The organism is Pseudomonas sp. Z18(2022) (assembly GCF_036346535.1).
Taxonomy (GTDB): domain Bacteria; phylum Pseudomonadota; class Gammaproteobacteria; order Pseudomonadales; family Pseudomonadaceae; genus Aquipseudomonas; species Aquipseudomonas yamanorum_A.
Genome location: NZ_JAOTOA010000002.1, coordinates 370553 through 384638 on the forward strand (window position 1 = coordinate 370553; position 14086 = coordinate 384638).

Genomic DNA, 14086 nt, shown 5'->3' on the forward strand with positions numbered 1-14086 from the left:
CGCAGTTTAGAGGAAGAGTCCGGGACCCGGGCGACTTCCTTCGGGGAATCTGACGCCGACTTTGCCGATCTTGTTCCCGTCCATGACCGCGACGGTCCAGATGGTGTTGTTCCATTCCACCTGGTCGCCGACCACGGGCGCACCGCCGACTTTCTGGGTGATGAAGCGGCTCAGCGGCATGTCCGGGTCGATGCCCTCGAGCTTGAGCCCGTACAGCGCCGAAACCGCGCCCAGCTGGGCGTCGCCTTCCAGTACGAAGTCGCCGAAGAAGCGCAGGTCGAGGCCCCGTTGCGGTGCCTGGCTGAACAGTTTGCCGAGGGCCGGCAGGTTGTGTTCATGGCCGATCACGCAGAGCAGATCGTCGACTTCCAGCACCGTACTACCCGACGGATGGAGCAGTTGTTGGCCGCGAAACAGCGCAGCGATCCGCGTGCCTTCGGGCATTTTCAGTTCGCGAAGGGCCGCACCGATGCACCATTTTTCGGCACCCAGGCGATAGACGAACAGCTCCCACTCGCTGGTGACGTGCACTTCCAGGGCCGCCCGGGAAATCGGCGCAGGCTCGGGCGGTACCGTCACTTTCAACAATTTGGCGACCCACGGCAGGCTCGTGCCCTGTACCAGCAACGACACCAGCACGATAAAGAACGCCAGGTTGAAGTACAGCTGGGCGTGGGGCAGGCCGGCCATCAGCGGGAACACCGCCAGGATGATCGGTACCGCGCCGCGCAGGCCGACCCAGGCGATAAAGGCTTTCTCTCGACCATGGAAGGCCTTGAACGGCAGCAGGCCGACGATCACCGACAGCGGCCGTGCGAAGAGAATCATCCACAGCGCCAGGCCCAGGGCCGGCAGCGCAATGGGCAGCAGGTCATGGGGCGTGACCAGCAGGCCCAGCACCAGGAACATGCCGATCTGTGCCAGCCAGGCCATGCCGTCGAGCATATGCAAGATGCCATGACGGCTGCGCACCGGGCGGTTGCCGATCACCAGGCCGCACAGGTACACGGCGAGGAAGCCGCTGCCGTGCAAGGCGTTGGTCAGGGCAAACACGAACAGGCCGCCGGAAATCACCAGGATCGGGTACAGGCCGTTGGCCAGGTTGATCCGGTTGACCATCTGCAGCATCAACCAGCCACCGCCCAGGCCGATGATGCCGCCGATCCCGAATTCGCGGATCAGGTGCGTCAGCAGGCTCCAGTGCAGGCCGGTCTGGCCGCTGGCGAGCATGTCGATCAGGGTGACGGTGAGGAACACCGCCATCGGGTCGTTACTGCCGGATTCGATTTCCAGGCTGGCGGTGACCCGTTCGTTCAGGCCTTTGCCGCCCAGCAGCGAGAACACGGCGGCGGCGTCCGTGGAGCCGACGATGGCGCCGATCAGCAGGCCTTGAATGATGTTGAGGTTGAACAGCCAGGCGGCTGCCATGCCGGTGAGACCGGTGGTGATCAGCACCCCGACCGTCGCCAGGGACAACGCGGGCCAGAGCGCCACGCGGAAACTGGCTACCCGTGTTCGCAGGCCGCCATCGAGCAGGATCACGGCCAGGGCGAGGTTGCCCACGAGGTAGGCGGTAGGGTAGTTATCGAAGATGATGCCGCCGCCGTCGACGCCGGCGATCATGCCCACGGCCAGGATGATCACCAGGATCGGGATCCCCAGGCGGGACGAAAGAGAACTCACCAGAATGCTCGCACCTACCAGCAACGCGCCGATCAAGAACAGGCTGTTGATGGTCGTCGCATTCAAAGGCAGTACTCCATGAGCAGGAAAGACGAGGCGCAAACTGACCATGCAGTCTGCGTGCCAGCGATTCTAACCTGTTGAATTGCTGTGCTGTCAAAAAAGGTGTTGGGGATGTACGCAGGTCAAATGTGGGAGCTGGCTTGCCTGCGATCGCGGTGTGTCAGTCACTGGAGATCGTGACTGTCAGATTGCTATCGCAGGCAAGCCAGCTCCCACAAGGGATCACCGGTGTCAGTTAAAGCCGGAACCGCCCCACCATCCCGTTCAAATCCACCGCCAACCGCGACAGCTCACTGCTCGCCGCGCTCGTCTGGCTGGCACCGGTCGCCGATTGCACCGACAAATCACGGATATTCACCAGGTTGCGATCCACTTCCCGTGCCACTTGCGCCTGCTCTTCAGCGGCGCTGGCGATCACCAGGTTGCGCTCGTTGATTTCAACGATGGCGGTATTGATGGTATCCAGCGACATCCCCGCGCCCTTGGCGATGTTCAACGTCGATTCCGCACGCTCGGTGCTGTTGCGCATCGAATCCACCGCATGCTCGGTACCGGCCTGAATGCTGCCGATCATCCGCTCGATTTCGCTGGTGGACTGCTGGGTGCGATGGGCCAGGGCCCGCACTTCATCCGCCACCACCGCAAAACCACGCCCGGCTTCACCGGCGCGCGCCGCTTCAATCGCCGCGTTCAGGGCCAGCAGGTTGGTCTGGTCGGCGAGGCCGCGAATCACGTCCAGCACCTTGCCGATGTCCCGGGACTCTTCCGCCAGGTTGCCGATCAGGGTGGCAGTGGCTTGCACGTCGCTGCTCATGCGCTCGATGGCGCTGACGGTTTCCTGCACCAGATCACGGCCATCGCCCGCAGACGAAGTGGCGTTTTTCGAGGCTTCGGAGGTGCTGACCGCGTTGCGGGCCACTTCTTCAACCGCGCTGGTCATCTCGTTCACCGCCGTGGCGGCCTGTTCGATTTCGTTGTTTTGCTGGGTCAGGCCGCGGGCGCTTTCGTCGGTCACGGCGTTCAGCTCTTCCGCGGCGGAGGCCAGTTGGGTGGCCGAGCCGGAAATGCGCTGCAAGGTGTCCTTCAGCTTGTCCTGCATCTTGGCCATTGCCAGCAGCAGCCGGCCGGCTTCGTCGTTGCCTTCCACCTTGATCGGGCGGGTGAGGTTGCCTTCGGCGATTTCCTCGGCGGCGTCCAGGGCCTGGGCAATCGGCTGGGTAATGCTGCGGGTCAGCAGCCAGGCGAACAGCATGGTCAGCGCAGTGGCCAGGATCAGCAGGATCACCACCAGCTCAAAGGCCATGTCGTACTGGTCGGCAGCTTGCTGGTTGGTGGCCAGGGCCATCTTGTTGTTGATGTCCAGCAGGCGGTTCAAGACGGCGTTGACCTGATCCGAGTTGCTCAGCAACTCGGTGTTCAGCAGCGTGCGCAGTTCTTCCACCTGATTGGCCCGGGACAGGCTCTTCATGCGCTCTTCGATCTGATGGTACTGGGCCAGCAGGCGCACGTATTCATCGTAGGCAGCACGTTCTTCGCTGCTATCGATGAGTTTTTCGTAGATGCCCTGCGCGGTGCGGATCTGCTGGTTGCGCACGTCAAACGACTCAAGGGTCTTTTGCTGGACGTCGGGCTCGCGGTTGGTCAGCAAGCGATAGGACAGCACCCGCAGGCGCAGGGTCAGCTGGGTGAACTCATCCAGGGCACGAATGCTCGGCACGCTGCTCAGGGTGATGTCTTGCGTCGCCGCGCGAATCTTGCTCATCTGGTTCAACGCGAACACGCCGAGAAACAACATCAGCGCGCCAATCAACGCGAAGCCGAGGAAGGCTCGCGGCGCGATATTCATATTACGAAGAGACATGCTGTGATCCTGGGGAGAAGCGCGATCCATGCGGGGTTTGGGCGGGGTGTCCATGACCTATCGGTCATACGACTAAAGTCTTGAGGGGGTGCGCGCTTTTGTCGCAGATTTGGACGGGCCGACGGGATTCAGGAACCAGATGCCATAAATGCAGTCACTAAGGCTCGAAAGCGTGGCCTGCCCTGTAAAATCAAGGCCCCGCGCCGGGGATAACCCTGGCATCCGAGGTGAATTTTCTTTATCGTCACCGCCCTTTGAAAAAGCCCGAGAAATCAAAATGTTAGAAGCATCCCTCAGCCAACTGGAACAACTGGTCAGCGACCTGGTACAGCAGAACCAGGATCTGCTGGGCACCAACGAATCCCTCAAGGCCGAACTGGCTCGCGCCAAGGATGAAAACGACAGCTTGCAGCTGAACCTGATGGAACAGGAAGAAAAGCAGGGCGCCACCGCTGCCCGTATCCAGGCGTTGGTTGAGCGTGTGAGCGCAGGTCCTGTCAGCGCATGAATGAAGGGATAAAGGTCGTTTCGATTCTCGGTGAGGATTACTCGATCAAGGCGCCGGAGGGGGAAGACAACACCCTGATGAGCGCCGTGACGATGCTCAAGGCATCCCTGGCCACTACCAAGAAAAAGTACCCGACGCTGATCGGTGACAAGCTATTGGTGCTGGCGGCGCTGAACCTGTGCGCCGAGCAGATCGAAATGCAAAAGCACCACCAGCAGGAACTCGACCGTTACCAAGAGCAAGTCAGCGCCACGGTCGAGGTGATTTCCAAGGCGATTGGAACGCCTTAGAACCACTCATCCTGCATCCCCAGGCACGTGTCATCACGTGCCTCGAGAATCGCCAGTTCATGATGGCAGCCCGGTATTTCCCACGTCAGGAAGTACCGGGCGGCCTGGAGCTTGCCCTTATAGAAGGCGACATCGGCAGCATTGCCTTTGGCCAGCCCTTCCTCGGCGCGAATCGCCTGTTCCAGCCAGCGCCAGCCAATCACCGTATGCCCGAACACTTTCAGGTACAGCGCCGAATTCGCCAGGCTGCTGTTGACCTTGCCCTGGGCGAGATCCGTCAGCAGGCCGAGGGTGACACTTTGCAGGCGTGCCACCAACTGTTCCAGCGGTTCCCGCAAGGCGGTCAGCGACGGGTATTCCTGTGCCCGCGCGCCGGTCTCGGCGATCAGGCGAATCAGTTGCTTCAAGCCCGCGCCGCCGTTCTGCGCCAGCTTGCGTCCCAATAGATCCAGCGACTGAATGCCGTGGGTGCCCTCATGGATCGGGTTCAGGCGGTTGTCGCGGTAGTACTGTTCCACCGGGTATTCGCGGGTGTAGCCGTGGCCGCCGAGTATCTGGATCGCCAGCTCGTTGGCCTTCAGGCAAAACTCCGACGGCCAGGATTTGACGATCGGCGTCAGCAGATCCAGCAGTTCGTGGGCCTGTTTGCGCTCGGTTTCGGTGGTGAGCGTCGTGGTGTCATCGAACAGTCGCGCGGCATACAGACCGAGGTCGAAGGCGCCTTCCACGTAGGCTTTTTGCGTCAACAGCATGCGCTTGATATCGGCGTGCTGGATGATCGACACCGGCGCGGTGTGGGGATCCTTGCTGTCGGGCAGGCGGCCTTGGGGGCGTTCGCGGGCGTACTCCAGGGAATACAGGTAGCCAGCGTAACCGAGCATCACGGCGCCCATGCCGACGCCGATCCGCGCCTCGTTCATCATCTGGAACATACAGCTCAGGCCCTGGTGCGGCTTGCCCACCAGATAGCCGACACACTCGCCGTTATCGCCGAAGTTCAGCGCAGTCGACGTGGTACCGCGCCAGCCCATCTTGTGAAACAGCCCGGCCAGCAGCACATCGTTGCGTTTGCCCAGGCTGCCGTCGTCGTTGACCAGGAATTTGGGCACGATAAACAGCGAAATGCCCTTCACTCCGGCGGGCGCGTCCGGCAGCTTGGCCAGCACCATGTGCACGATATTTTCCGACAGCGGGTGATCGCCGCCGGAGATGAAGATCTTGTTGCCCTTGAGGCGATAGCTGCCGTCAGCTGCCGGCTCTGCGCGGGTGCGAATATCCGACAGTGATGAACCGGCATGGGGCTCGGTCAGGGCCATGGTGCCGAAGAAGCGGCCTTCGATCATCGGTTGCAGGAAGCGTTGCTTCTGCTCCTCGGTGCCGAAGCTCTCGATCAGGTTGGCGGCGCCCATGGTCAGGAACGGATAGGACGTGGAGGCGGCGTTGGCCGACTGGAAGTGTGCGAAACAGGCCTGGGAGAGCAGGGTCGGCAGCTGCATGCCACCGGCTTCGAAGCTGCGGGCGGCATTGAGAAAGCCGGCTTCGAGGAAGGCATCTACGGCCGGTTTCACCTCAGGAATCAGAATCGCCTGACCGTTCTCGTAGCGCGGTTCGTTCTCGTCACCCTTGCGGTTGTGCGGCGCGAAGAATTTCTCGGCAATGCTGCGGGCGGTGCCGATGGCGGCGTCGAAGGTTTCGCGGTTGTGTTCGGCAAACCGCTCGCGCTGGGTCAGGCCCTCGGCATCGAGGACTTCGTACAGCTCGAAAGCCAGATTGCGGGAACTGAGCAGCGTCTCGGACATGGCGGCTTACCTGTGTGGGAATAGGCCTGAGTCTAAGTGCGCAAATAGAGGCTGGATAGCAAGATTGATCTGGGTGATGGAGGGGCAAAACAGGGAGGAAGCTGGGACGCGGTCAATGTGGGAGCTTTTGTGGGAGCCGGGCTTGCCCGCGATGCAGGCACCTCGATGTGTCAGATACACCGAGGTGATGCCATCGCAGGCAAGCCAGCTCCCACATTTCGACCGCGTTTTGTCAGTTAGCCGATGGTCATCAGGCTGGCGTTACCGCCCGCCGCCGCAGTGTTGACGCTCAGCGCGCGCTCGATCACCAGGCGCTCCAGGGCAATCCCGGTTTCGCCCGAAGACAAGCCGTGAACCCCGACAATCGCCCCGCCACGCTTGGCCACTTGCTGGCAAACCCCACGCAGTTGGTCGGAATCGCCGTGATGCAGTACGGCATCAAACACGGTTTCATCCTTGGTCCAGTCAGCCACTCGCGTGATCTTCGCCTGAATATCCTTCGGCAGGCGTGCGAACACGGCCTTGGTCAATTCAGTTTCCGGCCATACCGCCGAGCTGCCGACTGCCAGCACGGCGGCCAGTTGCGTCAGCAGGTCGCCTTCCACTTCCGCCAGGCACAACACGTGCTCGCGGGGCAGGATGGCGTAGCTGTTGCGCTCGCCGGTCGGGCCGGCCAGTTGGCGGGTGATACCGCTTTGGGATTGCGTGGCGAACTGCACGCACAGGGCGCTCAAGTCGCTGAGCTTGTTGCTGTCGGCCCAGGCTTGCAGGGCGGTCAGCGGCTTGCTCATGGCATCCCGCAGGCGTACATCCGGTGCGGCCAGAGCATCACCGCGAACGAAGGATTGCTCGATGGCATCCGTAGGACGTGTCGACAGCAGGCGGTACAGGTACAGCGGGCCGCCAGCTTTAGGGCCGGTACCCGACAGGCCTTCGCCGCCGAACGGTTGCACGCCGACCACGGCACCCACGATGTTGCGGTTCACGTAGACGTTACCGGCATGGACGTTGTCGATCACCTTGGCGATGGTCTCGTCGATACGGGTATGCACGCCCAGGGTCAGGCCATAGCCGGAGGCATTGATCTGGCCGATAAGCTGGTCGATCTCTTTACGCTTGTAGCGCACCACGTGCAGCACCGGGCCGAAGATCTCCCGCTGCAACTCATCGAAGCTTTCCAGTTCGATCAGGGTTGGCATCACGAAGGTGCCGCGCTTGACCTCTTCGCTGTCGGCAATGGCCACCTGGTAAACGTTGCGGCCTTTGTCGCGCATGGCCTGGATGTGTTTCTCGATGCCAGCCTTGGCTTCGGCGTCGATCACCGGGCCGATATCCACCGACAGGCGTTCCGGGTTACCGAGGCGGCACTCAGCCATTGCCCCTTTCAGCATTTCGATCACGCGATCAGCGGAATCTTCCTGCAAGCACAGTACGCGCAGGGCCGAGCAGCGTTGGCCGGCGCTGTCGAAGGCTGACGACACCACGTCGATGACCACTTGTTCGGTCAGCGCCGAGGAATCGACGATCATCGCGTTCTGGCCGCCGGTTTCGGCGATCAGCGGGATCGGACGACCTTGTGCATCCAGTCGGCCGGCGACGTTGCGTTGCAGCAGGCGCGCCACTTCGGTGGAACCGGTGAACATCACGCCCTTGACGCGATCGTCACCCACCAGGCGGGCACCGACGGTTTCGCCCTGGCCCGGCAGCAGTTGCAGCACGCCTTCCGGAATCCCGGCTTCCAGCAGCAGGCGCACGGCTTGTGCGGCCACCAATGGGGTTTGCTCAGCCGGCTTGGCCAGTACCGGGTTACCGGCGGCCAGTGCAGCGGCAACCTGGCCACTGAAGATCGCCAGCGGGAAGTTCCACGGACTGATGCACACCACCGGGCCCAATGGGCGGTGGGCGTCGTTGGTGAAGTCGTTGCGGGCCTGCACTGCGTAGTAACGCAGGAAGTCCACGGCTTCACGCACTTCGGCGATGGCGTTGGCGAAGGTCTTGCCGGCTTCGCGGGCCAGCAGGCCCATCAGTGGCTGGATCTCGCCTTCCATCAAATCAGCGGCACGTTCCAGGATCGCGGCGCGTTCGGCGGGCGGGGTGGCCTGCCAGATTGGCCCTGCGTTCAAGGCGCACTGGATAGCGTTGTCGACGTCTTCGACGGTGGCTTCCTGTACGTGGCCGACCACGTCACGCAGGTCGGACGGGTTCAGCACCGGCACTGCGGCTTCATTGCTGGAAGCGCAACCGAGCATCGGCGCGGCTTTCCAGCTGTTGTGGGCGGTAGCCAGCAGGGCGCAGGACAGCGACGCCAAACGGTGTTCGTTGGCCAGGTCGATACCGGCGGAGTTGGCGCGCTCGGCACCATACAGGTCGTGGGGCAGCGGGATACGCGGGTGCGGCAGGCCGAAGCCGCCTTCCAGCGTCGCCATCTGCTCGATGCTGGCCACTGGATCCGCCACCAGCTCCTGGATCGAGATGGATTGGTCGGCGATACGGTTGACGAACGAAGTGTTGGCGCCGTTTTCCAGCAGGCGACGCACCAGGTAGGCCAGCAATGTTTCGTGGGTACCGACCGGTGCGTACACGCGGCACGGACGGTTCAACTTGCCTTCGGAGACCTTGCCTACAACCTGCTCGTAGAGTGGTTCACCCATGCCGTGTAGGCATTGGAACTCGTACTGGCCGGGGTAATAGTTCTGACCGGCGATGTGGTAGATCGCCGACAGCGTATGGGCGTTGTGGGTGGCGAACTGCGGGTAAATAACTTCCGGTACCGAGAGCAGCTTGCGTGCGCAGGCAATGTAGGAAACGTCGGTGTACACCTTGCGGGTGTACACCGGGTAGCCTTCCAGGCCTTCGACCTGGGCGCGCTTGATTTCGCTGTCCCAGTACGCGCCTTTCACCAGGCGGATCATCAGGCGATGGCGGCTGCGGCGCGCCAGGTCGATCACGTAGTCGATCACATACGGGCAACGCTTCTGGTAAGCCTGGATCACGAAGCCGATGCCGTTCCAGCCGGTCAGTTGCGGCTCGAAGCACAGGCGTTCCAGCAGGTCGAGGGACAGCTCCAGGCGGTCGGCTTCTTCGGCGTCGATGTTTAAACCGATGTCGTATTGCTTGGCCAGCAGCGTCAGGGACAGCAGGCGCGGGTACAGCTCGTCCATCACGCGCTCGTACTGCGCACGGCTGTAACGCGGGTGCAGGGCCGAAAGCTTGATGGAGATGCCCGGGCCTTCATAAATCCCACGACCGTGGGACGCTTTGCCGATCGAGTGGATGGCTTGTTCGTACGAGGCCAGGTACTTCTGCGCGTCGTGTTCGGTGAGTGCAGCCTCACCGAGCATGTCGTAGGAATAGCGGAAGCCCTTGGCTTCGAACTTGCTCGCGTTGGCCAGGGCTTCGGCGATGGTTTCACCGGTGACGAACTGCTCGCCCATCAGGCGCATGGCCATGTCGACGCCCTTGCGGATCATCGGCTCGCCGCTCTTGCCGATGATGCGGCTCAGGGACGAGGTCAGGCCGGCTTCGTTATGGGTGGCGACCAGCTTGCCGGTCAGCAGCAGGCCCCAGGTGGCGGCGTTGACGAACAGCGACGGGCTGTTGCCCAAGTGTGGGTGCCAGTTGCCGGTGCTGATCTTGTCGCGGATCAGCGCGTCGCGGGTACCCTTGTCCGGGATGCGCAGCAGTGCTTCGGCGAGGCACATCAGCGCGACGCCTTCCTGGGACGACAGGGAGAATTCTTGCAGCAAGCCCTGGACGATACCTGCACGGCCGCCGGCGCTTTTCTGATTGCGCAGTTTTTCGGCGATCGAGGAGGCGAGTTTGTTGGTGGCTTCGGCCATTGCCGCTGGCAGGCGAGCCTGCTCGATCAGCATCGGTACCACTTCCGGCTCCGGGCGACGGTAAGCGGCGGTGATCGAGGCACGCAGCACGGATTGCGGCAGGATGCTCTCGGCGAACTCCAGGAAGCACTGGTGGGCGTGGTCGGTCTGGACCTCACCGGCTTCTTCTGCGTCCTTGCTGGCCAAGCCGTTGAGCTCGGCCAGGGTTGCACCACCCTCGAGTTTCTCCAGGTAATTGAAAATCGCCTGCTTGATCAGCCAGTGCGGCGTGCGATCAATGGAGGTCGCGGCCGCCTTCAGGCGCTCGCGGGTCGGGTCGTCAAGTTTGACCCCAAGGGTGGTCGTAGCCATCTTTTTATCCTCATGGGTGCCACTACCGCGTGGCATCAGCTGGCGGCAAGATTAGCTTTGCGCCGAGAGAGGTGCAACCGGGTGCAACCCTTTTTATCCATGATTTTTTTGATGCTGATCGGGAAAAATTATCGCCGCAGCCGAATCGGCTGCGCCTTGGTGCAATTGGTTCTGACTTTGGCTGTGCTTGCTCCGAAAAGGAGCAAAAACACGGTGTTTTCTTAAAAAAACATCAAGGTGCAACTTATTCTCAAGAAACTGGTTGCACCTTATTTACTTTGTTGAATAGCATTCGCGCCCAAGGTGCAACCTCTTACGGACGGTTCATCGGCTGATGGCTTTCCTGGGGAAACGTCAGTCATAAATGCGCGGCGCCAGGCTTCGTCTATCCACTTGCGAGTGGGTGGCCGTCCTGACAGACCGCCGCTACATAAAAACAAAGCCAGGGCGTAACTCAATGAGCGTAAGTAATCCTACCTTGATCACATTTGTGATCTATATCGCTGCCATGGTGCTGATCGGCTTCATGGCCTATCGCTCCACCAATAACCTTTCCGACTACATTCTGGGCGGTCGCAGCCTCGGCAGCGTGGTCACCGCGCTCTCGGCCGGCGCCTCGGACATGAGCGGCTGGTTGCTGATGGGCTTGCCCGGCGCGATCTACATGTCTGGCCTGTCGGAAAGCTGGATCGCCATCGGCCTGATCGTTGGTGCCTACCTGAACTGGCTGTTTGTAGCCGGTCGCCTGCGGGTGCAGACCGAGCACAACGGCGACGCCCTGACGCTGCCGGATTACTTCTCCAGCCGTTTCGAAGATAAAAGCGGCCTGCTGCGGATCATCTCTGCAGTGGTGATCCTGGTGTTCTTCACCATTTACTGCGCTTCCGGCATCGTGGCCGGCGCCCGCCTGTTTGAAAGCACCTTCGGCATGTCCTACGAGACCGCGCTGTGGGCCGGTGCTGCCGCGACGATTGCCTACACCTTTGTCGGTGGTTTCCTGGCGGTGAGCTGGACAGACACCGTACAAGCCACGCTGATGATCTTCGCCCTGCTGCTGACTCCGATCATCGTGCTGCTGGCCACCGGTGGCGTCGATACCACCTTCCTGGCGATCGAAGCGCAGAACCCTGACAACTTCAACATGCTGAAAAACACCACCTTCATCGGCATCATTTCGCTGATGGGCTGGGGCCTGGGTTACTTCGGCCAGCCGCACATCCTCGCGCGTTTCATGGCGGCGGATTCGGTGAAGTCGATCGCCAATGCGCGTCGTATCTCCATGACCTGGATGATCCTGTGCCTGGGTGGCACCGTGGCGGTGGGCTTCTTCGGTATCGCCTACTTCTCGGCGCACCCGGAAGTCGCCGGCCCCGTGACCGAGAACCACGAGCGTGTGTTCATCGAACTGGCCAAGCTGCTGTTCAACCCGTGGATTGCCGGTGTGCTGCTGTCGGCCATCCTGGCGGCGGTAATGAGCACTCTGAGCTGCCAGTTGCTGGTGTGCTCCAGCGCCCTGACCGAAGACTTCTACAAAACCTTCCTGCGCAAAAACGCCTCTCAGGTTGAACTGGTATGGGTCGGTCGTGCCATGGTGCTGCTGGTGGCGCTGATCGCCATCGCCATGGCCGCCAACCCGGAAAACCGCGTGTTGGGCCTGGTGAGCTACGCCTGGGCCGGTTTTGGTGCTGCGTTCGGTCCTGTAGTGCTGATCTCCGTCCTGTGGAAAGGCATGACGCGCAATGGCGCGCTGGCCGGCATCCTGGTGGGCGCGATCACGGTGATCGTGTGGAAGCACTTCAGCCTGTTGGGCCTGTACGAAATCATCCCGGGCTTTATCTTCGCGAGCCTGGCAATTTACTTCGTGAGCAAGCTGGGCGCGCCGACGGCTGGCATGGTTCAGCGGTTTGATGCGGCCGAGGCGGATTACAACCTCAACAAGTAATCGGCGGGGGCTTGAAGGCCCGCTGAACTGAAAACGGCCCGCATCTTTTGGATGACGGGCCGTTTTTTTTTGAAAGGCTTAAAGGCCGCAGTTTTTTACAGCGTAAGGTAATAGCAAAAGTAGAAGATTGCCGCAGCTGTTATCCACATCAGTCCGAAAATAGCAGTGCAGTGCAGTAGGTATTTCATGCCTTTCGGAAAGTCTTGTACCTGCTGTAAATCGATGATGCCGCGTCTTGCATTTCGTTTGGTAAACACGAGTGCCGCATAGACTGCACCTAGTCTTAGCATTCTGCCTCGCGGCGAGCTTCCCCAGAAGCCACTATGGAACTCGACAAGGCGACACTTGTTGAGATGGCTTTCCATTACCTCAAGCTTTCGGTAAGCCAGGTACATTCCGAACATGCCGTAAGCAATCATGAGAAAGGAGGAGCCTATAAGCACCAGATCTTTCAAGGGGTACTGGAGGGCGTGGTCAATGTTCATACAATAGATCCCCGATTTTTTCGCCGGCAATCCCAAGCAGATTTCCTCCGGCAGCGCCCCCAACACCACCCGCTATCAATAGGCAGCCTAATGACCCAGGGCCAGTTGTGGGCGCCAATACGAGAAAGCACAACCCGGAACCCGCGGCACCACCTAGAAAACCACCTGCTACCCCGCCCGCCAACTTCCCCACCTCCACATATCTCGCTTGCCTGCATTGCTCTTCTCTCCCTGTAGAGCAAGCCTCCTTGATTTCCAGCGCCGACGCCGTAGTGCTCAGCGCAATTCCCAGCGGCGTTCCATTTTTCAGCAGCTTGGCCGTCTTCGACACCCGCGCAAGCGTTTCGGCATACCTGTTGATTTCCCCGGTGTGCAGATAACTTCGGGTGGATATCCCGAGCATTTTCTTGATCGAACCCTCATTGCGCAAACGGGTGCCGTAACGCGCAAAGCCTTGCATTTGCGCCTCCAGCTTGGCAAACAGGGTTCGGCGCCGCGCCAGGAAATCGTCCCGCACGGCACCGCCGCCCTGGCGTAGAGACTGTTTGTGCGGTGCATCAATTTCTTCGAGCGTTTTGCCAATGTCCTGCAAATTATGCGGGCCTTTCCGATGGAGATGGCACCGCAATTTAAGGGCTCACCTGGGGGATGTGAGCGTTGAATGTGAGGCGTTTTTTATACTTTGGGAAAAGGGCTACAAACTACCGTCTGCTATCTGACAGTAGTTTGTGAAAGAGCATCCACCGGCGTCGATTTCGTAGTCTTTCAGCCGTGATCAGCATCCGGCTGATTAAGAAAAATCAGCACACCCAGGATCGCCATATAAAACTTGAACGCGGCTTCCTGGCCGTTCCACTGATGGGATTGCCACATCAGGAACCATTCGCCGCCGATCACCATGAAGCCGAAAAACCACACCACAAACCCGAGGGTCAGACCCGTGACTGCGCCTTTCTTGGCGCGGTGGAACTCGGCGCCGGTGGCACGGCGAGCCCGCCACAAGGCCAGCGCGCCTCGTGCCAGCAACACTGCCGTCAGTGCCTCACCCGCAATGATCAGCCAATACGCAGCGTGCCACAGCCACGGCGTGGTGATGGACCGATACATCGCGGCGTTGCCCGGGAAGGTGGTGTCCATGCTCAGCACATGTTTGACGAAGGCGAAGTTGGAGCCGTAGTCGGTGATGTTGCTGAAGGCGACGAGTGTGGCGAAGGCTGCCAGGGCCAGGGTCAGGACGATTTTTGCGTAACGGGTGGCCATGTTTT

General features: G+C 60.8%; 11 protein-coding genes and 1 pseudogene. 4 read left to right on the forward strand and 8 right to left on the reverse strand.

The window, feature by feature from the left end; all coding sequences use genetic code 11:
- Positions 1-6: 6 nt before the first annotated feature.
- The 3 genes and pseudogenes from V3W39_RS07010 to V3W39_RS33745 form a co-directional block, all read right to left on the reverse strand.
- Positions 7-1749, reverse strand: coding sequence for a potassium/proton antiporter (locus tag V3W39_RS07010; RefSeq protein ID WP_177041170.1), 1743 nt, complete (start codon positions 1747-1749; stop codon positions 7-9).
- A 232-nt stretch (positions 1750-1981) separates the two neighbouring features.
- A complete protein-coding gene (locus V3W39_RS33740; RefSeq protein ID WP_405046157.1) occupies positions 1982-2854 on the reverse strand; it encodes a methyl-accepting chemotaxis protein in 873 nt (290 codons plus the stop codon).
- A gap of 33 nt (positions 2855-2887) precedes the next feature.
- Positions 2888-3661: pseudogene (locus tag V3W39_RS33745) on the reverse strand (MCP four helix bundle domain-containing protein); the annotation flags it as partial.
- A 223-nt stretch (positions 3662-3884) separates the two neighbouring features.
- Between V3W39_RS33745 and V3W39_RS07020 the strand changes: the two are divergent.
- Both V3W39_RS07020 and V3W39_RS07025 read left to right on the forward strand, forming a co-directional pair.
- Positions 3885-4115, forward strand: a complete 231-nt coding sequence (locus V3W39_RS07020; RefSeq protein WP_003209413.1) for a hypothetical protein — start codon at positions 3885-3887, stop codon at positions 4113-4115.
- On the forward strand, positions 4112-4405 hold the full coding sequence (locus V3W39_RS07025) for a cell division protein ZapA (RefSeq protein WP_003209415.1): 294 nt from the start codon (positions 4112-4114) through the stop codon (positions 4403-4405). Before V3W39_RS07020 ends, V3W39_RS07025 begins: the two co-directional genes overlap by 4 nt.
- Here V3W39_RS07025 and V3W39_RS07030 read toward each other — a convergent pair.
- Positions 4402-6204: an acyl-CoA dehydrogenase gene (locus tag V3W39_RS07030; protein ID WP_330212418.1), complete on the reverse strand. Its 1803-nt coding sequence runs from the start codon at positions 6202-6204 to the stop codon at positions 4402-4404. The genes V3W39_RS07025 and V3W39_RS07030 overlap by 4 nt on opposite strands.
- Positions 6205-6440: 236 nt before the next feature.
- Positions 6441-10394 (reverse strand): trifunctional transcriptional regulator/proline dehydrogenase/L-glutamate gamma-semialdehyde dehydrogenase, encoded by a 3954-nt coding sequence (putA, locus tag V3W39_RS07035; protein WP_330212419.1) that lies wholly within the window; start codon positions 10392-10394, stop codon positions 6441-6443.
- 29 nt (positions 10395-10423) lie between these two features.
- Between putA and V3W39_RS07040 the strand changes: the two genes are divergently transcribed.
- Together V3W39_RS07040 and putP are read left to right on the forward strand one after the other, a co-directional pair.
- The gene (locus V3W39_RS07040) at positions 10424-10729 is read left to right on the forward strand and encodes a hypothetical protein (protein WP_177041178.1); all 306 of its coding nucleotides are present in this window, start codon (positions 10424-10426) and stop codon (positions 10727-10729) included.
- 122 nt (positions 10730-10851) lie between these two features.
- Complete coding sequence (gene putP / locus V3W39_RS07045; RefSeq protein WP_010169263.1) at positions 10852-12336, forward strand: sodium/proline symporter PutP; 1485 nt, start codon at positions 10852-10854, stop codon at positions 12334-12336.
- A 95-nt stretch (positions 12337-12431) separates the two neighbouring features.
- Here the strand turns inward: putP and V3W39_RS07050 are convergent, their stop codons facing one another.
- From V3W39_RS07050 to V3W39_RS07060, 3 genes are all read right to left on the reverse strand, one after another.
- Positions 12432-12821: a hypothetical protein gene (locus V3W39_RS07050; RefSeq protein WP_330212420.1), complete on the reverse strand. Its 390-nt coding sequence runs from the start codon at positions 12819-12821 to the stop codon at positions 12432-12434.
- Positions 12811-13413 carry a hypothetical protein gene (locus tag V3W39_RS07055; protein WP_256352261.1) on the reverse strand — a complete coding sequence of 201 codons (603 nt, stop codon included), beginning with the start codon at positions 13411-13413 and terminating at the stop codon, positions 12811-12813. Before V3W39_RS07055 ends, V3W39_RS07050 begins: the two co-directional genes overlap by 11 nt.
- Before the next feature lie 173 nt (positions 13414-13586).
- Positions 13587-14081: a DUF2165 family protein gene (locus V3W39_RS07060; protein WP_177076087.1), complete on the reverse strand. Its 495-nt coding sequence runs from the start codon at positions 14079-14081 to the stop codon at positions 13587-13589.
- Positions 14082-14086: the final 5 nt, after the last annotated feature.

Excerpts from the sequence above, each read along its gene's own strand:
- V3W39_RS33740 (WP_405046157.1), bottom strand. The coding sequence starts at position 2,854 with ATGGCCAAGATGCAGGACAAGCTGAAGGACACCTTGCAGCGCATTTCC.
- V3W39_RS07020 (WP_003209413.1), top strand. The coding sequence starts at position 3,885 with ATGTTAGAAGCATCCCTCAGCCAACTGGAACAACTGGTCAGCGACCTG.
- V3W39_RS07025 (WP_003209415.1), top strand. The coding sequence starts at position 4,112 with ATGAATGAAGGGATAAAGGTCGTTTCGATTCTCGGTGAGGATTACTCG.
- V3W39_RS07030 (WP_330212418.1), bottom strand. The coding sequence starts at position 6,204 with ATGTCCGAGACGCTGCTCAGTTCCCGCAATCTGGCTTTCGAGCTGTAC.
- putA (WP_330212419.1), bottom strand. The coding sequence starts at position 10,394 with ATGGCTACGACCACCCTTGGGGTCAAACTTGACGACCCGACCCGCGAG.
- putP (WP_010169263.1), top strand. The coding sequence starts at position 10,852 with ATGAGCGTAAGTAATCCTACCTTGATCACATTTGTGATCTATATCGCT.
- V3W39_RS07050 (WP_330212420.1), bottom strand. The coding sequence starts at position 12,821 with ATGAACATTGACCACGCCCTCCAGTACCCCTTGAAAGATCTGGTGCTT.
- V3W39_RS07060 (WP_177076087.1), bottom strand. The coding sequence starts at position 14,081 with ATGGCCACCCGTTACGCAAAAATCGTCCTGACCCTGGCCCTGGCAGCC.